The sequence below is a fragment of the Variovorax soli NBRC 106424 genome (genome assembly GCF_001591385.1).
Taxonomy (GTDB): Bacteria; Pseudomonadota; Gammaproteobacteria; order Burkholderiales; family Burkholderiaceae_C; genus Variovorax; species Variovorax soli.
Genome location: NZ_BCUU01000003.1, coordinates 97,736 through 118,955, shown reverse-complemented (window position 1 = coordinate 118,955; position 21,220 = coordinate 97,736). Strand labels below are relative to the sequence as shown.

Below are 21,220 nucleotides of genomic sequence, written 5' to 3'. Positions count from 1 at the left end.
CGTCACGCCGCCCTGGAGGCCGGAATCACCGCGCCGAGCGCAAAGTCCACCAGCCGCAGCCAGGTCTCTTCCAGCTTCATGATGTTGTGGTGGTCCGAGCTCGGAATGGTCTCCACGCTCACCGGCGTGGGCCAGGCGTCGATGAGGCGCTGCGAGTGCTCGTGCGGCACCACCACGTCCTGCTCGGCCAGTAGCACCTGCGTCTTGGCCGCCACTTCCTTGCTGTGCTCCAGCGAGTTGAAGCGGTGCCGCATCAGCAGCGACAGCGGCACCAGCGGAAAGCGCAGCTTCACAACTTCCAGCAGCGAGTCGTAGGGCGTCACCAGCTGCAGGCTGGCGAATTGCTGCTGGCCGGCCGCCAGCTGGATGGCCACGCCGGTCCCCAGGCTGCGGCCGACGATGTGCAGGCGTGCATTCGGGAAGGCCTTGCGCAAATGGCTGGCCAGGCGCCGCGCGTCCTGCACCGAAGCGATCTCGGACGGATGCCCTTCGGAATCGGCCACACCCCGGTAGTTGACCGCCGCGAAGCCGAAGCCCTCGGGCAGCCAGTGCAGCGCCTGCGCGGTGGCCCGCACGTCCTCGCCGCGGCCGGCGAAGTACACGAACAGGTCCTGCAGCGCCTCTTCGCCCTGCGGGTGGTAGACGTAGCCGCGCACCATGCCGCCCGGCACGACGTGCGAATAGGTGGAGAAGGCATCCGACAGATGCACCACCGGCAGCTTGCGGGCGTTGAACAGCATCGGCCCCTGGCGCAGGGCCAGCAAGGTCCAGTAGGCCGCGAAGCTGCCGACGGTGGCGGCCGACGAGTACAGCGCGAGGCGAAAGGCCTGGGACTGGACCTCGGGCCTGCCCAGCGCCTGCCTCAGGCGTCTTCCGGCTCCGGCCATGGATGCTGTGCTCCCCGGATCTGCTCGAAGGCGCGGGCCACGCGCAGCACGCCCAGGTCGTCGAAGCGCTGCCCCGCGATCTGCAGGCCGATGGGCAGGCCCGTGCTGCTGTAGCCGCAGTTGATGGACGCAGCCGGCTGCTCCGACATGTTGTAGGGCACGGTGAAGCCGATGTGCTCCAGCGGCCGCAGCGGGTCGTTGGTGGGCGAGGGCAGCTCGGCCGCCGCCGGCAGGTTGGGCGCCGTGGGCGAGATCACGTAGTCGAAGCGTGCGCAGGCCTGCACCGTGGCCACGCGCGTGATGTGGAACTGGCTGAAGGCGCGGAACACATGCTCGCCGCTGAACTCGGCCGCGCTCTCGGCCCACTGGCGGATGTAGGGCAGCACCTTCGCGCGCTGGTCGGAGCGCAGGGCCTTCATGTCGACCAGCGAGCGCATGCGCCAGAGGTGGTCCATGCCGTCGAGCATGGCTTGCGACATGAAGGGCTGCATCGGCTCGATGATGGCGCCGGCCTCTTCCATGCGGCGGGCGGCCTGCTCGACCGCCTCGCGCACCTCGGGCTCCACGGCCAGGCCGCAGCCGGCATCCAGCAGCAGCCCGATGCGCAGGCCGCGCAGATGGCCGGGCTCCACGTCGAAGTCCTGCCAGGCAATGTCCTGGGGCGGCAGGTTCATGCTGTCGCGCGCATCGGGCCTCGCGAGCACCTGCATGGCCAGCGCCGCGTCCGAGACGGTGCGCGTCATCGGGCCGGCGGCGCGGCCCATGTAGGGCGGATCGATCGGGATGCGGCCCAGGCTGGGCTTGAGCGTGAAGATGCCGCACCAGCTGGCCGGCAGGCGCAGCGACCCGCCGATGTCGGTGCCCAGGTGCAGCGGGCCGTAGCCCGCGGCGGCGGCTGCACCCGCGCCGGCACTGGAGCCGCCCGGCGTGCGGCTCAGGTCCCACGGGTTGCGCGCCAGCCTGTGAAAGCTCGACAGGCCCGAGGACAGCATGCCGTAGTCGGGCATGGTGGTCTTGGCGAAGAAGACGGCACCTGTTTCCTTCAGCCGCGCGGCCGGCGGTGCGTCCGCGGCGGCCGGCACCAGGTCGACAGCCGCGGTGCCTGCGGGCAGCGGGTCGCCGCGCGTGGCGATGTTCTCCTTGATGCTGACCGGCACGCCGTCCAGCGGACCCAGCGGCGCACCGCGGCGCCAGCGCGCCTCGGAGGCCTGGGCCTGCTCCAGTGCGAAGTCTGGGCGCAGCAGCCAGGTGGCTTGCAGCTTGTCTTCCCAGCTCTCGGCGCGGTCGAGCACCGACTGCATCACCTCGACCGGTGACAGCACCCCCTGGGCATAGCCGCGGACCAGCTCCGCGACCCCCAGCGCATACAGCTTGCCGCTCTTCACCAGCTCATCGTCGACAGGTCGTTGCAGAAGATCGGCATGGCCGTCCACAAACCCTTGACGCCCTTCTTGGCCACGGTGGGGAACTGAGGCTGGTACAGGAAGCCGTTGGCGGCGTCCTGGGCAAGCACCTTCTGCGCATCGCCGAGCAGCTTGTTGCGCTCGGCTTCGCTGCCGGTGCTCTTGATCTTGTCGAACAGGGCGGTGAATTCCTTGGACTGGTAGCCCCAGTAGTAGTCGGGCTTGGCGTAGTTGCCCAGGTCGAAGGGCTCCACGTGCGAGACGATCGAGAGGTCGTAGTTGTGCGCGCCGCCATAGGTGTTGGCCAGCCACTGCGCCCATTCCACGTTCTGGATCTTCACGGTGATGCCGATCTTGGCCAGCTGCGCCGCGATCACTTCGCTGCCTTGGCGGGCGTACGGCGGAGGAGGCACCGTCATGGTCAGCTCCAGCGGCGTCTTGACGCCGGCTTCGGCCAGCAGCTTCTTGGCCTTTTCGAGGTCGAACGGGTTGATGCCGGTGGTGTCGACATAGCCCGGCGCGCCGGGAACATAGTGGCTGCCGATGGGCACGCCGAAGCCGTCGGCCGCGCCGGCGATCACCGCCTTGCGGTCGATGGCCGCCAGGATGGCGCGGCGCACGCGCACATCGTCCAGCGGCTTCTTCTTGTTGTTGATGGCCAGGATGGTCTTGGCGCGCGAGCCGCCCAGAATCACCTGGAACTGCGGGTTGGCCTTGAACTGCGGCACCACGCGCGTGCCGATGCGCTGGAAGGCGTCCACGTCGCCGGCCAGCAAGGCGGTGGCCTGGGCCGCCGTGTCGGAAATGAAGCGGAAGGTCACGCGCTTGAGCTTGATGGCCGAGGCGTTGCGATAGCCGTCCCACGCGCCGAGCACGAGCGACGAGCCCTTGACCCAGTTCTGCAGCGTGTAGGGACCCGTGCCCACCGGCTGCGTCGCAGCGGCGTCGGCGGACTTTGGCTCCATGATCACGGCCGTGGCCTGGCCCAGCAGGAAGGGCAGGTCGGGGTCGATCTCCTTGTTGATCAGCACCACGGTGTAGTCGTCGGCCACCTGCGTGCTCAGGTTGGCGAAGGTGCGCTTGTCCTTGTTGGTGCTCTTCTCGCCGCCGGCCCGGTCGAAGGAGAACTTGACGGCCTGTGCGTTGAAGGGCTCGCCGTTCTGGAACTTGACGCTGCGGCGCAGTTTGAAGGTGTAGGTGCGCAGGTCGGGCGAGACCTCCCAGCTCTCGGCCAGCAGCGGCGTGACCTTGCCGTCGGCATTGATCTTGGTGAGCGTCTCGAAGACGTTGTAGAGCACGATCTCGCCGATGGCCGACGCGGCATTCGCGGTCGGGTCCAGACCCGGCGGCTCCAGCGCCATTCCCAGCACCATGGCGCTCTTGTTGGCCTGCGCAAAGGCGCTGGGCACGGCCAGCGGCAGGGTGCCGAGCGCGGCAGTGGTCAGGAGGGTGCGGCGTTTCAACATGACGTGTAGCTCCAGAACGGGGGAATTAAAGGTTGGAAACAATAACGTTACAACAACTCAAGCCAGCACGGGCGGCTCGGCGCGCGGCACGGCGGCGAGAAGGGCCTGCGTGTAGGGATGCTGCGCATGCGCGAAGAGCTGCGACGGTGCGCCGCGCTCCACCACCAGGCCGCGGTGCAGCACGCACACCTCGTCGCACAGGTGGTTCACCACCGCCAGGTCGTGGCTGATGAGCAGGTAGCTGACGCCGAACTGCTGCTGCAGGTCCTGCATGAGGTTGAGCACCTGCGCCTGCACCGACACGTCGAGTGCGCTCACCGGCTCGTCGGCCACGATGAGCTTGGGCCGCGTGATGAGGGCGCGTGCAATGGCAATGCGCTGGCGCTGGCCGCCGGAAAACTCGTGCGGGTACTTCTGCAGGTCGGTGCTGCGCAGGCCCACGGAGGCAAGCGACTCGGCCGCGCGTTCGCGCTGTTCGGCGCGCGAGCTGCCGGATGGACCGGCGAGGGCGGCCAGCGGCTCGGCCACGATGCGCTCCACCGTCTGGCGCGGATCGAGCGAGCCGTACGGGTCCTGGAACACCATCTGCACGTCGCGCCGGGCCAGGCGCAGTTCGTCCCTGGGCAGGCGGTGCAGGTCGCGGCCCAGCAGCTTGACGCTGCCGGCGGTGGGGTGGTCCAGCGCCATCACCAGCCGTGCGATGGTCGACTTGCCCGAACCCGATTCGCCCACGATGCCCAGGCTGCGTCCGGCCTCGAGCGAGAAGCTCACACCGTTGAGCGCCTTCACTTGCGGCGCTGTCGCGAACAGGCTCTCGCGCGGCAGGCTGTAGTGGCGCACCAGGTCGGTGACTTGGAGAAGCGGGGCGGTGGTGCTCATGTCTGGACTCCCTCTCCCTCCGGGAGAGGGTTGGGGTGAGGGCATGCGGCGTCCCGAACCGCGTCCAGGCGAATGCAGCGCACTTCATGGCTCTGCGCAAGCTGCGTGGCCTCGGGCCGGGTGCTGTGGCAGGCGTCGGCCGTGAAGGCGCAGCGGCCCGCGAAGGGGCAGCCGGGCGGCAGGTCGACCAGCTCGGGCACGCTGCCGCGGATGGTCGCCAGCCGCTGGCCGCGCGGCGCGTTCAACGCGGGTCGCGCGGCAAAAAGGCCCTGCGTGTAGGGATGCTCGCGATCGGCAAACACGGCGGCGGTGGGCCCGCTCTCGACGATGCTGCCGCCGTACATCACCAGCATCTTCGACACGCTCTGCGCGATCACGCCCAGGTCGTGCGAGATGAGGATGAGGGCCATGCCGCGCTCGGCCACCAGGCCCTGGATGAGTTCCAGGATCTGCTTCTGGATGGTCACGTCCAGCGCGGTGGTGGGCTCGTCCGCAATCAGCAGGTCGGGGCCGCAGGCCAAGGCCATCGCAATGCCGATGCGCTGGCGCTGCCCGCCCGAGAACTGGTGCGGATAGGCGTCCAGGCGCGAGGCGGCGTCGGGAATGCCCACGCGGTCGAGCAGGGCCAGGGCTTCCTTGCGCGCATCGGCGGCGGACAGGCCCCGATGCAGGCGCAGCGGCTCGCTCACCTGGCGCGCGATGGTGTGCACCGGGTTCAGCGCCGTCATCGGCTCCTGGAAGATCATGCCGATGCGGTTGCCGCGGATGCGGCACATGGCCTGCTCGGGCAGGCCCACCAGTTCCTGGCCGTCGAAGCGGATGCTGCCACTCACCTTGGCCGTGGCGGGCAGCAGGCCCATCAGCGACTGGACGGTGATGGATTTGCCGCAACCCGATTCGCCCACGATGCCCAGCGTTTCGCCGCGCGCGAGGTCGAAGCTGATGCCGCGCACCGCCTCGGCGGGTCCGCGCTGCGTCTGCAGCCGGATGTGCAGGTCGTTGACTTCTAGCAATGCCATGCGATCTTGAGTTCGATGAATCCGTTGCGACGCGCCTGATCCGCGCTTGCGACGGCGCGGCAGAGGCCCGGTCCAGGGCACCCGCGGAACCGGCTTTGCCGGGCCGCTGGGTGCGCCCCCAGAGAGGGGGTCGGCGGACCTGCGAAGCAGGGGAGCCTGGGGGTGAGCATCATCTCGCTCTTGCAAGGCGCGGATCGAGCAGGTCGCGCAAGCCGTCGCCCAGCAGGTTCAGGCCCAGCACCGCGAATGCAATCGCCATGCCGGGGAAGACGGCCAGCAGCGGCGCCTGCCACATCATGGTCTGCGCCTCGGCCAGCATCCGGCCCCACGAGGGCTGCGGCGGCTGCGTGCCCAGGCCCAGGTACGACAGGGCGGCCTCGGCCAGGATGGCAATGGCGAAGCGGATGGTGCTTTGCACGATCAGCACCGCCGAAATGTTCGGCAGCACGTGCTGCAGGGTGATGGCGAAGGCGCCCTTGCCGCAGGCCCGCGCCGCCGCCACGTATTCGCGCGACCACACCGCGTTGGCCGATGCGCGCGCAATGCGTGCGAAGGTGGGGATGTTGTAGATGCCGATGGCGATGATCGCGTTGACGATGCCGGGGCCGAACACCGCGGTCATCATGATGGCCGACAGGATGGCCGGGAATGCCAGCGTGAAGTCCGACAGGCGCATGACCGCTTCCTCGACCCAGCCGCGCCGCGCGGCCGCCAGCAGGCCGAGCGCGGTGCCGACGACCAGGCCGATGCCCACGGCGATCAAGCCCACCAGGATCGAGGCGCGCGCGCCCACCAGCAGCAGCGAAGCCACGTCGCGTCCGAAAACATCGGTGCCCAGCCAATGCGTGCTGCTGGGCCCCTGCAGCTTGTTGGCCATGTCCATCTCGTAGGGCGACCAGGGCGTCCAGACATACGAGACGGCGGCGGCGAGGATCAGCAATGCGCTGAGCACGGCGCCGATGACGAAGCTGCGGTGGTGCATCGCACGGCGCCAGAAGCCGGGCAGTTGCGGCGTGGAAGTGGAGGGGAGGCTGACGGGAAGGCTGCTCATCTCGAACCGATCAGATATCGCTGGCCTTGAGGCGCGGGTCGATCAGGGCGTAGGTCACGTCGACGACGAAATTGACGATCACCACCATCGCGGCCAGCAGCATCACGCAATTGCGCACCACGATGAGGTCGCGGTTGCTGATGGACTGGAAGATCAGTTTGCCCAGGCCCGGCAGGTAGAACACGTTCTCGACCACGATGGTGCCGGCCAGCAGTTCGGAGAACTGCAGGCCCATCACCGTCACCACCGGGATCATGGCGTTGCGCAGCACATGGCCCCAGAGCACGGCGCGCTGCGACACGCCCTTGGCGCGCGCGGTGCGCACGAAGTCTTCGCGCATCACCTCCAGCACGGCCGAGCGCGTGATGCGCGCCAGGATGGCCGCCTGCACCACCGCCAGCGACAGGGCGGGCAGCAGCAGGGCCTTGATGCCCGGCAGGATGCCCTCGCTCCAGCCGTCGAAGCCACCGGCCGAGAACCACTGCAGCTCCACCGAGAACACCAGGATCAGCAGGATGGCGAACCAGAAGTTGGGAATGGCGATGCCCACCTGCGTGAGGCCCATCAACCCCACGTCGCCCATCCTGTTGTGCTTGGCCGCCGCCGTCACGCCGACGATGAGCGCGAGCACCGTGGTCAGGACCATGGCCATCAGGGCCAGCGGGATGGTGAGGGCGAGCCGCTCCAGGACCAGGTCGACCACCGGCGAACCATACGCGTAGCTGTTGCCCAGGTCGCCCGTGAGCAGGCCGCCGACCCAGTGCCAGTAGCGGGTCCAGGCCGGCTGGTCCAGCCCGAGCTTGGTGGCCAGCGCCGCCACCGCGTCGGGCGAGGCGTCCGCGCCCATCAGCATCTGGGCGGCGTTGCCGGGAAGGATCTCGAGGACCAGGAAGACGATGACCGAGGTACCAATCAGGGTGGCGATCAGCGTCAGGATGCGCTTGAACAGGAACAAACTCATAGGGCGGGCCGCAGCATAACCCGTGCCGGCAATGAGTGTGAGCGCGTGTCACCCTATGTCGCCCTTGGGGCTTTGGCAGCGCGCGGCGGCGAACCGACGGGACCGGCGGGATAATCCACCCATGGCCCTCATGATCACCGACGAATGCATCAACTGCGATGTGTGCGAGCCGGAGTGCCCCAACGACGCGATCTACATGGGCGAGGAGATCTACGAGATCGACCCGCGCAAGTGCACCGAATGCGTGGGCCACTTCGACGAGCCGCAATGCGTGCAGATCTGTCCCGTCGCGTGCATTCCCGTGAACCCGGCCCACGTCGAGACGCGCGAGACGCTGTGGCAGAAGTTCGAGCGGCTGACGGCCGCCAAGGCGCAGCGCGAGAAGGCCAAGCAAGCCGAAGGTGCCGGGCCCGAGGCGCCGCCGTCGGCGGTTTGACCAGGGCGCTGGCGGACTACCGCTTCTTCTTCGTCTTCTTCTTGTCGCCCGGCTGGGTCGACGGGTCGGCATAGGTGGCGACGAACTCGTCGGGCCTGCTCGGCCTCGCATTCCTTTTCTTCTTCTCAGGCTTGGCGACGCGTGCCGATGGCGAGGCGCCGCTTGCCTCGGCTGCGGGCGGGCCGATCACCAAGGCCTGGCGCGGCTTCGACTCGAGTTCCAGCCGCTCGCGCTGCATGCGGTCGGCCGCCGCCTGGTCGCGGCGCGTGTCGGCATCGCGCTGACTGCGATCCTCTGCCGAGGGCTGCGCATGTGGAGCGTCCAATCGCGTTCCGCCGTCGCAGGGCGTGTCCGAATAGCTATTGCCGCAGCGCCAGATGCTGCCCGGTGCCGCAATCGAAGTTGTTGAATGGGTGGCGACCACGCAGGCGAGCGCGATCCCAAGCGGTGACAGCCGCGGCATGCATTCCTCCCTCTCCTTTTTCTGGAATGCCGCTAGTTTGCCGCCGCTTCGCTCCCTTCCCCCGGTTCCTTGCGCGGCGGCTTGGGCCGCGGGGGCTTGCTGGTGTGAATTAGTAGCGTGGCCTTGTCCATTTCGCCGGCCACCAGCGCCGGCACGGCCTTGAGGGTTCGCACGATGGCCTCGTCGATGGCCTCGCGATGCTCGCGCAAGGGCTTCTTCAAGACCCAGCCGACCACCTCCGACTTGGCGCCGGGATGCCCGATGCCCAGGCGCAGCCGCCAGTAGTCGCCGGTGCCCAGTTGCGCATGGATGTCGCGCAGGCCGTTGTGGCCGGCGTGGCTGCCGCCGAACTTGAGCTTGGCCTGGCCCGGCAGCACGTCGAGTTCGTCGTGCGCGACCAGGATCTCCTCGGGCGCAATTTTGAAGAAGCGCGCCAGCGCCGCCACCGACTTGCCCGAGAGGTTCATGAAGGTCTGCGGCTGAAGCAGCCACACGCTCTGGCCGCCGACATTGGCGCGGGCCGCGAAGCCGTGGTAGCTGCGCTCGGGCACCAGCGACACCTTGAGATCGCGCGCCAGCGCGTCGATCCACCAGAAGCCGGCGTTGTGCCGCGTGGCCTCGTACTCAGGGCCTGGATTGCCCAGGCCGACGAACAACTTGATCATGCGCAATTATGAAACCCCACGCTCATCACTTCGTGTATCGCTGCCCCCGAGGGGGCGCTCAGCGCCCTTCGGGCGGCCGGGCGTGCGCTGATCGGAAAGCCAAAGAAAAACGGCCCGCAAGGCGGGCCGTTTGCTGCAAATCGCGTTGCTCGAACGCCGATTACTTCTTGCCCTTGGCGGGCTTGGCGGCCGGGGCAGCGGCTTCGGCGGCAACGCCTTCGGCAGCGGGGGCAGCTTCTTCTTCCACGCGCGGAGCCACGGCGGACACCACCACGGGGTTCACCTTGTTGCCGTGCGGCACGTACTTCACGCCCTTGGGCAGCTTCAGGTCCTTCACGGTCAGCGTGGCGCCGTCGGTCAGCTTCGACAGGTCGACTTCGATGAACTCGGGCAGGTCAGCCGGCAGGCAGCTGATTTCGAGTTCGGTGATCACGTGGTTGACCAGGTTGTGCTGCAGCTTGACGGCGTCCGACTCTTCCTCGCCCTTGAAGTGCAGCGGGATCTTGGCGTGCAGGCGGGTCTTGGCGTCCACGCGCTGGAAGTCGACGTGCTGCACCAGCTGCTTGAACGGGTGGTATTGCACATCGCGCAGCAGGACCTTGCTCACGCTGCCGCCCAGTTCCATCTCGAGGATGGACGAGTGGAAGGCTTCCTTCTTGAGGGCGTGCCACAGCGCGTTGTGATCGAGTTCGATCAGTTGCGGCTGGACCTCGCCACCGTAGACGATGCCGGGCGTCTTGCCCGAGATGCGCAGACGGCGGCTCGCACCCGTACCCTGCTTGGCGCGCTCAAAAGCGACGAATTTCATAGCTGACTCCTTGAGACGCCGACCGCGACCAGTGCGGCGCCGATTGAAAAAGGGCTCTCTTGAAGAGAGCCCGCTCTTGGTTCGAACCGGGCCTTAGAAAAGATTGTCCTGGTCCGAAAACAAACTCATGACCGAATCGCCCTTGGCGATGCGCTGCACCGTCTCGGCGATCAGCGGCGCCACCGACAGCTGGCGGATCTTGCTGCAGCCGTTCGCGCTGTCGGACAGCGGGATGGTGTTGGTCACCACCACTTCGTCCAGTGCCGACTGCGTGATGCGCTCGATGGCCGGGCCCGAGAAGATGGGGTGCGTGCAATACGCATAGACCTTCTTCGCGCCGCGCTCCTTGAGCACCTCGGCCGCCTTCACCAGCGTGCCGGCGGTGTCGATCATGTCGTCCATGATCACGCAGTTGCGGCCGTCGATTTCGCCGATGACGTTCATCACCTCGCTCACGTTCGCCTTGGGGCGGCGCTTGTCGATGATGGCCAGGTCGGTGTTGAGCTGCTTGGCCAGCGCACGGGCGCGAACCACGCCGCCCACGTCGGGCGAGACCACGATCAGGTCTTCGTAGTTCTTGGCGCGCAGGTCGCCCAGGAGCACCGGCGAGGCATAGATGTTGTCGACCGGAATGTCGAAGAAGCCCTGGATCTGGTCGGCGTGCAGGTCCATGGTCAGCACGCGGCTCACGCCCACGGTCTGCAGCAGGTTGGCCACCACCTTGGCCGAGATCGGCACGCGGCTGGAGCGCGGGCGGCGGTCCTGGCGGGCGTAGCCGAAGTAGGGGATGACGGCGCTGATCCGCTCGGCCGATGCGCGCTTGAGCGCGTCGACCATGATCAGCAGTTCCATCAGGTTTTCGTTGGTCGGGGCGCAGGTGGACTGCACCACGAAGACGTCGCGGGCGCGGACGTTCTGGTTGATCTCGACAGTGACCTCGCCGTCGGAGAATCGGCCGACGCGGGCCTGGCCCAGCGTGGTTCCGAGGTTCTGCGCAATTTCGGCGGCAAGCCCGGGGTTGGCGTTGCCGGTGAAAACCATGAAATCAGGATGTGGAGCCTGCATGCGTGCGTCCCGGCGAAACGAAAAGGGCCCCAACCGGGTTGCTTGGGGCCTTTCTTGGGTTTGACGACCTATCGAGAAAATTTGGCAGGGGAGAAAGGATTCGAACCTTTGCATGCTGGAATCAAAATCCAGTGCCTTAACCAGCTTGGCGACTCCCCTACACGGGACACCGGAACAATTTCCGGCGACCTATGAATTGTCGCTGTCTGCCCACCCAGCCAGGGGATGGACCGACAAATTCTTGCATTGACGAACCGACCAGCCTTGCGGCGCATCGGACAAGTCCGCTTCATGCGATTTTGCGGCGTTCAGTGCAAATACGGCACTGCCCGAACCGGTCATTCTGGCTTGCAAGCCTTTGGTGCCGAGCCAGTCGATGGCCTGGGTAACCGCGGGGCAAAGCCTTTGAGCAACCGGCTGCAGGTCGTTGCGCCCGAAGCCGAACATTTGCTCAGCCTCTTGTGCACTACATGCAGCAAAGCCAGAGATTGTAGCAGGCTTTGTAGCGCGTTCGAGGTCCGGCGAAAGAAAAATTGATTTTGTGTCCAGACCCTGGTCGGGCTTGGCCACCACGACCTCGGCCGCAGGCAGCTCGATCGGCGTGATGAGCTCGCCGATGCCTTCCACCCACGCATTGCGGCCGTGCAGGAAGAAGGGCACGTCCGCGCCCAGCGCGAGCCCCACCTTTTCCAGCGCGGGCAGCGGCAGGCCGAGCTTCCACAGGCGGTTGAGCGCCAGCAGGCAGGTGGCCGCATCCGACGAGCCGCCGCCCATGCCGGCCTGCGCGGGAATGTGCTTGGCCACGCCGATGTGCGCCCCCATGCCCGCAGGCGCCAGGGCCTGCAGCGCACGTGCGGCGCGCAGCACGAGGTCGTCGGGCGGCAGTTCGGTGGTGAGGTCTTCGCGCGAGAGCTGGCCATCGGTGCGCAGCTCGACATGAAGGGTGTCGCACCAGTCGATCAGCATGAACACCGACTGCAGCAGGTGGTACCCATCGGCGCGGCGGCCGGTGATGTGCAGGAAGAGGTTCAGCTTGGCCGGCGCTGGCAGGTCGTAGATTGCCTTCATTGCGCTTGTTCGAACACGATGCGCAGGTCAGCCGCGGGTGCGGGCGACTCGCGCAAGGCCTGCAGCCGGCCCGTGGAAATCTGGCTCAGGTCGGCGCGCCAACCCGGCACGTTCTGCTGGCGCCCGTCCAGCCAGCCGAAGAGCGCGTCCAGCGGTATGGCCGCGCCGGTGGCGGCCTCGATCATCATCTCCGCGGAGTCGAACTGCCGGATGTCCGAGCCGCTTTGCAGCGTGGCCTGGCCGGGCGACCAGCGTGCCACGCCCAGCGTGCTGCCGATGGGGCTGGTGAGCTGCAGCTGGCCGGCATTCGCATTGCCCTGCAGGTCGAAGAAGGCCGAGAAGCTTTGAGGCGGTGCGCTGTCCACGCGCAGCGACATGCGGCCGCTCCAGTGGCCCGCTGCCGAGCCTGCGGGCGCCGCGGCGCCGCCGCCAACGCTGGCACAGCCCGCCAAGGTGGCCAGCAGCGCGGCCGTGCCGGCCGCCAGCGCCAGGCGCCGCGCGATCGTCACGGCTTGACGCGCAGGCGCTTGAGGGTCTCCTGCAGCGTTTCGTTCTCGGCGTCGGCCTGCACGGCTTCCTTCCAGATGGCCATGGCGCGGTCGCGCTGGCCGGACACCCACAGCACCTCGCCCAGGTGCGCGCCGATCTCGGGGTCGGGCCGCTGCTTGTAGGCAGCCTCCAGGATGCGCGTGGCCTCCTGCGTGTTGCCCATGCGGAATTCGACCCAGCCCAGGCTGTCGGCAATGAACGGATCGTCCGGCGCCAGCTGCACCGCCTTCTGGATGAGCGTGCGCGCCTCGTCCAGCCGCAGCTTCCGATCGGCCAGCGAATAGCCCAGTGCGTTGTAGGCGTTCTGGTTGTCCGGCTTCATGGCGATCAGGCGGCGCAGCAGGCGCTCCATTTCGTCCATGCGGTTGAGCTTTTCGGCCACCATGGCCTGGTCGTAGATCAGGTCGGCATCGTTGGGGGCGGCTGCGCTGGCCTGCGCCAGCAGATCGTAGGCCTCCTGGTAGTGCTTGGTGTCGCGCAGCAACTGCACTTCGGCCAGCAGCTTCTGACGCCGCTGGTCGGCGGTGGCGGAGGGCAGCGCGCGGATGACCTGGCGCCCCTCTTCCAGCTTGCCCTGGCGGGCCAGCAGCGCGGCGCGGCGCAATTGGGTGGCGGTGAGGTCGTCGGGGTTGTCGATCTTGGCCAGCCAGTTTTCGGCGGCCGAATAGTCCTTGCGGCGCTCGGCCGTTTGCGAGAGGACGAAGTAGGCCTGCGTCATGCCGGAGCTGCGCTCGTCGCCATCCTGCTGCTTCTCCGCCAATGCAAGGTATTTCTTGACCGACTTCTCCGCTGCCGCGTCCTGCTTGGCCTGGGCCTGGAGGCTGCCCAGCAGCAGCCAGGGGTCGGGCAGGTCGGGATTCTGGCGGGTCAGGGTCGACAGCTGGCTGCTTGCCTCGGCGTAGCGACGGTCCTGCGCCAGTTCGCGGGCGTAGCCCATTCGCACGCCGGGGCTGGCCTTGGGGTTGTCGAGATAGGTCTTGATCAGCCCTTCGGCATCGGCCTGGTTGGCATCCATCAACTCGAGCGCCAGGATGGCCGGCGCTTCGCCGGCAGGGTCGGCCTGCAGGCCTTTACGGGCCGCTTCCAGGGCGCCGGCGTTGTCTTCGGCCGCCAGCCGCACACGGCCGATGGCTGCCCAGGCGGGCGCCGCCATGGCGGGCGTCTTCAGTTCTTCGGACAGGGCCTGCTCGACCACCGAGGCGGCCAGTTTCTTGTCGCTGGCTCGCGCGTAGTTGCGCGCAATCACGTTCATCAGCACCGGTTTCTCGACCTGGGGCGTGGCGGCCAGCTCGGCCCGCAGCGGCTCCACGGTTTCGGACAGCCGGTTGAGGGCGATGAGGATCTGCAGCTCCAGCCGCCTGGCGTCGCGCGAATCGGGAATGGCCTGCTTCCAGGCCCGCGCCGCCGCCAGCGCCGCGTCGCCGGAGCGCGACTGCAGCGCGATCTCGGTGGCACGCTGGAACAGTTGCGGATCGCGCGTGCGCCGTGCCGAATCGAGCAGCAGGGTGTAGCTGGTGCCCGGATCGCCCGTGCGCAGCGTCAACTCGCCCACCAGCACTTCATAGAAGATCTGGGCCGTCATGGCCGAGGGCACGGCCGGGCTTTCGGTCTTGGGGGGCGGAGCGCTCGGCGGCCCCAGGGGAGCGGCGACTGGGGAGCCGGGGGCGGCCTGCGGCGCGGCCGGGGCTGGTGCCGCAGATGGGGCCGCAGCCGGCGACGAGTCGGCCTGGGACGTGGGGTCGAGGGAGGCGCATGCGCCTGCGCTGATGGCGAGCAACGCGACCGCCGCAAGGCGGAGTCGGCGGGGCGGAAAGGTCATCGGACCATAATAATCCAAGCAACTTTGGCGACGATTGCAAGGGGTCCATCCGGGCGCTGCAGACGGGTGCCGCAACTCTCCTGCCCATGCCCGAACTACCCGAAGTCGAAGTCACACGCCTCGGTTTTGCCGACCGCATTGCCGGCGCGCAGGTGCGCGCGGTCCACCTGGGCAAGCCGCTGCGCTGGGGCCTGGGGGTCGACCCTGCCGCATTGGCCGGCCGCCGCGTGCTCGGCGTGCGCCGGCGCGGCAAGTACCTGCTCATCGACCTGGATGCCGGCCTTCTACTGCTGCACCTGGGCATGTCGGGCAGCCTGCGCTTCGCACACGAACTGCCCGAGGCCGGCAAGCACGACCATTTCGACCTGGTCACCGACCGTGGCACCTTGCGCCTGAACGATCCGCGCCGCTTTGGCGCCGTGGTGTATGCCGACGACGAGCAGGCGGCCACGGCCACCAAGCTGCTGGGCGGCCTGGGCGTCGAGCCGCTGGGCGAAGCCTTCGATCTCGACCAGTTCCATGCCGCCCTGCGCCGGCGCCAGGCGCCCATCAAGCAGGTGCTGCTGGCCGGCGACCTGGTGGTGGGCGTGGGCAATATCTATGCGTCCGAGGCGCTGTTTGCCGCGGGCATCCGGCCCACGCTCGCGGCCTCGCGCATCAGCCGGCCGCGCGCGGCGCGGCTGCGCGAGGCGGTGCGCAGCATCCTGGCGCGTGCGGTGGAGCGCGGAGGCAGCACCCTGCGCGACTTTTCCAACGTGGACGGGCAGGGCGGCTACTTCCAGCTCGAGGCGATGGTCTACGGCCGTGCCGGCGAGGCCTGCCGCGTGTGCGCAACGCCGATCCGGCAACTGCGGCAGGGCCAGCGGTCCACCTTCTATTGCCCGCACTGTCAAAAGTACTAATCCGGCTGCAGCTAATTGGCCATTTGGGCATCTGAACAACGATTACGGCTGCCTCGGGCTTCCATGCAGAGGCGGCGCAGGACGCGGGTGCTAATATTTGTAAGTCGACGTTTACATTCTCGACCTTGACCCGATCCTTCAATCAGCAGTTCGACCAGCACGGTGCCTGGCGACGCAACTTTGCCCATCGGCTCAAGTGGCTGACCGGTTGGCTGCGCGAGAACGACCTGCTGGACATGGCCGTGGGCGAGCGCCTGCGCGAGCTGGAACTGCAGATGCGCACCAGCAAGGTCATGGTCGCCTTCGTGGCCGAGTTTTCGCGCGGCAAGTCCGAGCTGATCAACGCCATCTTCTTCGCCGGCTACGGCCGCCGGATCATGCCCGCCAGCGCCGGCCGCACCACCATGTGCCCGACCGAGCTGGGCTACGACGCGGCGCTGCCGCCCAGCCTGCGCCTGCTGCCCATCGCCACCCGGCTGGAGCCGCATTCGCTGACCCATTGGCGCGACGAGCAGGACCGCTGGACTGAAATCCCGATCGACGTGCACAACGCCGAGTCGCTGGCACAGACCATGCACATGGTGGCCGAGGTGGACTGGGTGCCGCTGGATCAGGCGCGCGAGCTGGGCTTCTGGAACGACGACAGCCCCGAGGACAACCCGGCGCCCGACGCGCAGGGCCGGGTGGAGATCCCGCGCTGGCGCCATGCGGTGCTGAACATGCCCCATCCGCTGCTGGAGCAGGGGCTTGTCATCCTCGACACGCCGGGCCTCAACGCCATCGGCGCCGAGCCCGAACTGACGGTGAGCCTGATTCCGCAGGCCCACGCCGTGGTGTTCATCCTGGGCGCGGACACGGGCGTGACCCGCTCTGATTTGTCGATCTGGCGCGAGCACCTCATCACCGAGGGCGACCACAAGGACACGCGCATCGTCGTGCTCAACAAGATCGACACGCTGTGGGACATCCTGAACAGCCCCAGCGAAGTCGAGAAGCAGATCGACCGCCAGCGCCAGGCTTCGGCCAAGGTGCTGGATGTGCCGCTGGAACATGTGCTGCCGGTCTCCGCCCAGAAAGGGCTGCAGGCCAAGATCCGGCGCGACGCGCCGCTGCTGCAGGCCAGCCGGCTGCCGGCGCTGGAAGCCGTGCTGGGCGAGGGCATCCTGGGCAAGCGCGAGACCGTGCTGCGCCTGGCCATCGACAACGGCATCGGCGCATTGCGCACCGAGGCCGAGCGCATCCTGAAGGTGCGCGCGCGCGACCTGTCGGAGCAGGCGCTGGAACTGCAGGGGCTGCGCGGCAAGAACACCGGCGTGATCCGCCACATGCGTACCCGCATCGAAAGCGAGCAGTCCGAATTCGAGGGCAGCAATGCCCGCATCCTGGCGCTGCGCTCGGTGCAGAGCAAGCTGCTGCGCGAGGTGTACGCGGTGCTGGGCAGCACGGCGCTCAAGGCCGACATGGCCAAGCTGGCCGCGGCGCTCAAGCGCCCGGGCATCAAGCTGAACGTGCGCAAGGTGTACGGCGAAACCTTCGATGCCTTGCGCGGCAACCTGCGCGAGGTGCAGGAGACCACGGCCGAGATCCAGGCCATGCTCAACGCCACCTTCCGCCAGCTCAATGCCGAACACGGCTTCACCCTGCTGGCGCCGGCCGAGCCCGACCTGATGGGCTTCATCAAGCAATTGAGCCAGATCGAGCAGAGCCACGTGCAGTACCTGGGCGTGAGCAACATGCTCAAGCTGGCGCAGCCCGAGTTCTGCGACAAGCTGGTGCGCGCGCTGGCCAGCCGGCTGCGCGTGGTGAACGAGGCCGCCATGACCGAGGTCGAGCGCTGGAGCAAGGGCGCCGGCGCCCAGCTGGACGCGCAGCTCAAGGAACGCCGCCGCAATTTCGGCCGCCGCATCGAGGCGGTGGAGCGCATCCAGAGCGCCGCCGGCGGCCTGGACGAGCGCCTGGCGGAAATCGCCGCGCAGGAAGTCGCGCTCAAGGAACTGGGCGAGCGCCTGCAGGAACTGACCTCGCTCCTCACCAGCCGCGACCCGCAGGGCGGCGGCGAACATCCGGAACTTCGCGCGGCTTGAGCAAGGCAGCCGTCGTGCAGGCACCGCAGGACCAGGCGGCGCCGCCATCTTCTCTTTCGGCCGATTTCGCGCCGCGCGTGGTGCGCTGGCAGCGCAGCCACGGCCGCAGCGAACTGCCCTGGCAGAACACGCGCGACCCGTATCGCGTGTGGCTGTCCGAAGTGATGCTGCAGCAGACGCAGGTGAGCACGGTGCTGGGCTACTTCGACCGCTTCCTGCAGCGTTTTCCGTCGGTGGCCGATCTCGCGTCGGCGCACGAGGACGAGGTGCTGGGCCTGTGGAGCGGCCTGGGCTACTACAGCCGCGCGCGCAACATGCACCGCTGCGCACAAGAGGTGGTGGCGCGCTTCGGCGGCGAGTTTCCGCGCACCGCAGCGCAGCTGGAGACGCTGCCGGGCATCGGCCGCTCCACCGCGGCGGCCATCGCCTCCTTCTGTTTCGGCGAGCGGGTGGCCATCCTGGACGGCAACGTCAAGCGGGTGCTGACGCGCTTTCTGGGCTTCGAAGGCGACCTGGCCTCGAGCGCCAACGAGCGGGCGCTGTGGAACCTGGCCACGCAGCTGCTGCCGGCCGCTGACAGCGGCGAGGACATGCCCGCCTACACCCAGGGCCTGATGGACCTGGGCGCCACCGTCTGCATGCCGCGCAAGCCCAGTTGCCTGATCTGTCCCGTCGGCACCGATTGCCAGGCCCAGCTGCGCAGCGAGCAGGAGCGGTTTCCGGTCAAGACGCGCAAGCTGCGGCGTACGTCGCAATCGATCTGGATGTTGGTGGCGCGCGATGCGCAGGGCCGCGTCTGGCTGGAGAAGCGGCCGGCATCCGGCATCTGGGCGGGCCTGTATTGCCTGCCGTGCTTCGACAACCGCGATGCGCTGGGCGCGAGTATCCCGATGTCAGCCGGCGATGCATTGGACGATGCACCGCCTTTCGTCCACGTGCTGACGCACAAGGACCTGCACCTGCATCCGGTCATCTGGAAGGCGTCGTCGAACAAGTCGCAGTTGTCCGCGGGCGGCGCCTGGTTCGATGAAGCCGCGTGGCAAGGCCTGGGCCTGCCCGCACCCGTGCGCAAGCTGCTGACGGAGCTGAATGCCTAGAACTCGTGAAGCTCGCGGTGCCGCTTCAGCGCGGCCCAGCGCTTCTCGAAGTTGCGCGTGAGCTGCTCGACCAGGAACACCGAGCGGTGCTGCCCGCCCGTGCAGCCGATGGCCACGGTGACGTAGCTGCGGTGGTCGCGCGCCAGCGCATCGAGCCAGCGGGCGAGAAAGCCTTCGATGTCTTCATACATCTGCAGCACTTCGTCATGTTCGCGCAGCCAGTCGATCACCGGCGCATCGCGGCCGGTGAGCGGCCGCAGGTTCGGCACGTAGTGCGGGTTGGGCAGCATGCGCACGTCGAACACGTAGTCGGCATCCAGCGGAATGCCGCGCTTGAAGGCGAAGGACTCGAACACCAGCGTCAACGTGCTTTGCGGCGCGGCGATCAGGTCCTTGATGTAGCTCTGCAGCTGCGCCGGGCGGATGATGCTGGTGTCGATGATGTCGGCGCCATCGCGCAGGTCGGCCAGCAGTTCCCGCTCGAGTTCGATGGCCTGCACCAGCGCGCGGTGGCGTTCGGGCGCATCGACCTCGCCTTCCTGGCGCGACAGCGGATGGCGCCGGCGCGTCTCGGAAAAGCGCCGCACCAGTGCGTCGGTGGTGGAGTCGAGAAAGAGCGAGCGCAGCTGCACGCCTTCGTGCCGCAGCGCGTCGAGCTGCTGCGGAATGAGCGGAAACGACACGCCGCTGCGCACGTCCATCGCAATGGCCACGCGCCGCGCCTGCTGCTGCCGCTCCAGCGCGATGAAGGGCGAAAGCAGTTCCGGCGGCAGGTTGTCGACGCAGTAGTAGCCCGCGTCTTCCAGTGCGTGCAACGCCACCGACTTGCCGGAGCCCGACATGCCGGTGATGAGGACGACTTCGAGGCTCATCGCTTCGCTTTCCCTTTGTTGCTCGTCACGCGCGGGCCTTGGCCGGCGCTGCCGCCGGCTTGCCCAGCATTTCGCGCGCATGCGCCAGTGTGGTGGCCGACACGCGTTCGCCGCCGAGCATGCGGGCGATTTCCTGGTCGCGCGCGTCGTCTTCCAGCGCGCTGACCCGGCTTTCGATCTGGGGGATGCCGGATCCAGCCTGCTCTTGCGCCGGGCGCTTGGAAACCAGCAGGTGGTGATCGGCGCAGGCCGCCACCTGCGGCAGGTGCGTCACGGCCAGCACCTGGCGGTCGCGGCCGAGCTGCTGCATGAGCCGCCCCACGGTTTCGGCCACCGCGCCGCCCACGCCGGAATCGACCTCGTCGAAGATCAGCGTCTGCGCCTCGCCCAGCCGGCTGGTGGTGACGGCAATGGCCAGCGCAATGCGCGAGAGCTCGCCGCCCGACGCCACCTTGCCGATGGGCCGCGGCGTGCTGCCGGCATGGCCGGCCACCAGGAAGCCGATGTCTTCCAGTCCGTGGCGGCTGGGCTGCGCCAGCGCCGACAGGGCCACCTCGAAGCGGCCGCCCTGCATGCCCAGGCCCTGCATCGCCTCGGTGATGGCCTTGGCCAGCTTGGGCGCCGCGGCCTGGCGGGACTTGCCCAGGGCGCGCGCTTCCTTCATGTAGGCCTGCTGCGCCGTGTGCTCGGCGCGCTCCAGTGCATCGAGGTCGCTGGCGGCATCCAGCGCCTTGAGCTCGTCCTGCCAGCCGGCGTACAGCGCGGGCAGCTCTTCGGGCGGGCGGCGGTAGCGGCGCGCCAGGGACATCCACAGGCCCATGCGCTCGTCCAGTTCGGCCAGGCGCTGCGGGTCGGTGTCGGCATGGCGCAGGTAGCCGTGCAGGCTGTGCGCGGCATCGGCGGCCTGGGCGACGCTGGAGGCCAGCACTTCGCCCAGCGCCTTGAATTCGGACTCGATGTGCTCGCAGCCCTGCAGCAGGGCCAGCGCGCGGTTCAGGGCGGAGAGGGCGCCTTGCTCGTCGTCCTCGATGGCCTGGCGTGCGCCCTCGGCGGCGTCGATCAGGGCCTGCGCATTGGAGATGCGCGAATGGCTGGCCGACAGCTCTTCCCACTCGTCGGCGCCGGGGGCGAGCTTGGCCACCTCGCCGATCTGCCACTGCAGCCGTTCGCGCTCGCGCTGGAGCGAATCCTGGGCGCTGCGCGCGGCCTCCAGTGCGGCGCTGGCCTGTCGCCAGGCTTGCCAGCTTGCATCGAGCGCACCGTCTTTCACGCCGGCGTAGGCATCGAGCAGGCCGCGGACCGAATCGGGGCGGGTGAGGCTTTGCCAGGCATGCTGGCCGTGGATGTCGAGCAGGCGCTCGCCCAGTTCGCGCAGCTGAGCGGCGGTGGCGGGGCTGCCGTTGATCCAGCCGCGGCTGCGGCCCTGCAGGTCGACCGTGCGGCGCAGCAAAAGCAGTTCGCCGGCGGAGGTCTCGAAGCCGCCCTCGTCCAGCCAGGCATCGAGCGATGGGGCGGCGTCGAACTCGGCGCTCACATCCAGCCGCTGGGCGCCCTCGCGGATGGCGCCGGGGTCGGCCCGGCTGCCCAGCGCCAATTGGAGCGCATCGATCAAGATGGACTTGCCGGCGCCGGTTTCGCCGGTGAGAACGGTAAAGCCCGCGGACAGGTCGATGTCCAGCGAGCGCACGATCACGAAATCGCGCAGCGTGATCCTTCGCAGAGCCAA

20 protein-coding genes and 1 tRNA gene are annotated in these 21,220 nt (G+C 68.2%); 4 read left to right on the top strand and 17 right to left on the bottom strand.

Translation table 11 applies throughout. The features are described 5' to 3' along the window. Nucleotides 1-2 precede the first annotated feature (2 nt). The 7 genes from VSO01S_RS02070 to VSO01S_RS02040 all read right to left on the bottom strand — a co-directional run bounded on the left by VSO01S_RS02070 (nucleotide 3) and on the right by VSO01S_RS02040 (nucleotide 7,666). Nucleotides 3-887, bottom strand: coding sequence for an alpha/beta hydrolase (locus VSO01S_RS02070; RefSeq protein ID WP_068640133.1), 885 nt, complete (start codon nucleotides 885-887; stop codon nucleotides 3-5). Beyond that, a complete protein-coding gene (locus tag VSO01S_RS02065) occupies nucleotides 863-2,272 on the bottom strand; it encodes an amidase (RefSeq protein WP_373282863.1) in 1,410 nt (469 codons plus the stop codon). Before VSO01S_RS02065 ends, VSO01S_RS02070 begins: the two co-directional genes overlap by 25 nt. Beyond that, a complete protein-coding gene (locus tag VSO01S_RS02060; protein ID WP_068640132.1) occupies nucleotides 2,269-3,756 on the bottom strand; it encodes an ABC transporter substrate-binding protein in 1,488 nt (495 codons plus the stop codon). The genes VSO01S_RS02065 and VSO01S_RS02060 overlap by 4 nt, the downstream gene beginning before the upstream one ends. A 57-nt stretch (nucleotides 3,757-3,813) precedes the next feature. After that, complete coding sequence (locus VSO01S_RS02055; protein ID WP_068640131.1) at nucleotides 3,814-4,635, bottom strand: ATP-binding cassette domain-containing protein; 822 nt, start codon at nucleotides 4,633-4,635, stop codon at nucleotides 3,814-3,816. Then, nucleotides 4,632-5,654 carry an ABC transporter ATP-binding protein gene (locus VSO01S_RS02050; protein WP_068640130.1) on the bottom strand — a complete coding sequence of 341 codons (1,023 nt, stop codon included), beginning with the start codon at nucleotides 5,652-5,654 and terminating at the stop codon, nucleotides 4,632-4,634. Before VSO01S_RS02050 ends, VSO01S_RS02055 begins: the two co-directional genes overlap by 4 nt. A gap of 169 nt (nucleotides 5,655-5,823) precedes the next feature. Continuing rightward, nucleotides 5,824-6,705, bottom strand: coding sequence for an ABC transporter permease (locus VSO01S_RS02045; protein ID WP_068640129.1), 882 nt, complete (start codon nucleotides 6,703-6,705; stop codon nucleotides 5,824-5,826). A 10-nt stretch (nucleotides 6,706-6,715) separates the two neighbouring features. Further along, entirely contained in the window at nucleotides 6,716-7,666 is a 951-nt protein-coding gene (locus VSO01S_RS02040; protein WP_068640128.1) for an ABC transporter permease, read from the bottom strand. A 121-nt stretch (nucleotides 7,667-7,787) separates the two neighbouring features. Here VSO01S_RS02040 and VSO01S_RS02035 point away from each other — a divergent pair, with 121 nt between their 5' ends. After that, nucleotides 7,788-8,102 carry a YfhL family 4Fe-4S dicluster ferredoxin gene (locus VSO01S_RS02035; RefSeq protein ID WP_068640127.1) on the top strand — a complete coding sequence of 105 codons (315 nt, stop codon included), beginning with the start codon at nucleotides 7,788-7,790 and terminating at the stop codon, nucleotides 8,100-8,102. A 16-nt stretch (nucleotides 8,103-8,118) separates the two neighbouring features. Here the strand turns inward: VSO01S_RS02035 and VSO01S_RS02030 are convergent, their stop codons facing one another. From VSO01S_RS02030 to VSO01S_RS01995, 8 genes are all read right to left on the bottom strand, one after another. Then, nucleotides 8,119-8,565 carry a hypothetical protein gene (locus tag VSO01S_RS02030; RefSeq protein ID WP_153305103.1) on the bottom strand — a complete coding sequence of 149 codons (447 nt, stop codon included), beginning with the start codon at nucleotides 8,563-8,565 and terminating at the stop codon, nucleotides 8,119-8,121. A 32-nt stretch (nucleotides 8,566-8,597) separates the two neighbouring features. After that, nucleotides 8,598-9,230 (bottom strand): aminoacyl-tRNA hydrolase, encoded by a 633-nt coding sequence (gene pth, locus VSO01S_RS02025; protein WP_068640125.1) that lies wholly within the window; start codon nucleotides 9,228-9,230, stop codon nucleotides 8,598-8,600. Nucleotides 9,231-9,390: 160 nt separating this feature from the next. After that, on the bottom strand, nucleotides 9,391-10,038 hold the full coding sequence (locus VSO01S_RS02020; protein ID WP_068640124.1) for a 50S ribosomal protein L25/general stress protein Ctc: 648 nt from the start codon (nucleotides 10,036-10,038) through the stop codon (nucleotides 9,391-9,393). A 93-nt stretch (nucleotides 10,039-10,131) separates the two neighbouring features. After that, the gene (locus VSO01S_RS02015) at nucleotides 10,132-11,103 is read right to left on the bottom strand and encodes a ribose-phosphate pyrophosphokinase (RefSeq protein ID WP_068640123.1); all 972 of its coding nucleotides are present in this window, start codon (nucleotides 11,101-11,103) and stop codon (nucleotides 10,132-10,134) included. An 82-nt stretch (nucleotides 11,104-11,185) separates the two neighbouring features. Continuing rightward, a tRNA-Gln gene (locus VSO01S_RS02010) sits at nucleotides 11,186-11,262 on the bottom strand. 30 nt (nucleotides 11,263-11,292) lie between these two features. Then, entirely contained in the window at nucleotides 11,293-12,171 is an 879-nt protein-coding gene (ispE, locus tag VSO01S_RS02005; protein ID WP_068640122.1) for a 4-(cytidine 5'-diphospho)-2-C-methyl-D-erythritol kinase, read from the bottom strand. Beyond that, nucleotides 12,168-12,680 carry a lipoprotein insertase outer membrane protein LolB gene (locus VSO01S_RS02000; protein WP_068640121.1) on the bottom strand — a complete coding sequence of 171 codons (513 nt, stop codon included), beginning with the start codon at nucleotides 12,678-12,680 and terminating at the stop codon, nucleotides 12,168-12,170. The genes ispE and VSO01S_RS02000 overlap by 4 nt, the downstream gene beginning before the upstream one ends. Further along, nucleotides 12,677-14,539: a tetratricopeptide repeat protein gene (locus tag VSO01S_RS01995; RefSeq protein ID WP_068640120.1), complete on the bottom strand. Its 1,863-nt coding sequence runs from the start codon at nucleotides 14,537-14,539 to the stop codon at nucleotides 12,677-12,679. The genes VSO01S_RS02000 and VSO01S_RS01995 overlap by 4 nt, the downstream gene beginning before the upstream one ends. A gap of 86 nt (nucleotides 14,540-14,625) precedes the next feature. On the opposite strand from VSO01S_RS01995, the gene mutM reads away from it, so the two are divergent. From mutM to mutY, 3 genes are all read left to right on the top strand, one after another. Further along, nucleotides 14,626-15,441 carry a bifunctional DNA-formamidopyrimidine glycosylase/DNA-(apurinic or apyrimidinic site) lyase gene (gene mutM, locus VSO01S_RS01990; protein WP_068640119.1) on the top strand — a complete coding sequence of 272 codons (816 nt, stop codon included), beginning with the start codon at nucleotides 14,626-14,628 and terminating at the stop codon, nucleotides 15,439-15,441. Between the two features lie 125 nt (nucleotides 15,442-15,566). Next, entirely contained in the window at nucleotides 15,567-17,525 is a 1,959-nt protein-coding gene (locus VSO01S_RS01985) for a dynamin family protein (protein ID WP_068640118.1), read from the top strand. Beyond that, a complete protein-coding gene (mutY, locus tag VSO01S_RS01980; protein WP_373282862.1) occupies nucleotides 17,522-18,622 on the top strand; it encodes an A/G-specific adenine glycosylase in 1,101 nt (366 codons plus the stop codon). The genes VSO01S_RS01985 and mutY overlap by 4 nt, the downstream gene beginning before the upstream one ends. On the opposite strand, the gene rapZ is transcribed toward mutY, so the two are convergent. Together rapZ and recN are read right to left on the bottom strand one after the other, a co-directional pair. Next, the gene (rapZ, locus tag VSO01S_RS01975) at nucleotides 18,619-19,494 is read right to left on the bottom strand and encodes an RNase adapter RapZ (protein ID WP_068640117.1); all 876 of its coding nucleotides are present in this window, start codon (nucleotides 19,492-19,494) and stop codon (nucleotides 18,619-18,621) included. The two genes, mutY and rapZ, sit on opposite strands and share 4 nt — an antisense overlap. A 25-nt stretch (nucleotides 19,495-19,519) precedes the next feature. Then, nucleotides 19,520-21,220 carry a DNA repair protein RecN gene (recN, locus tag VSO01S_RS01970; RefSeq protein ID WP_068640116.1) on the bottom strand — a complete coding sequence of 567 codons (1,701 nt, stop codon included), beginning with the start codon at nucleotides 21,218-21,220 and terminating at the stop codon, nucleotides 19,520-19,522.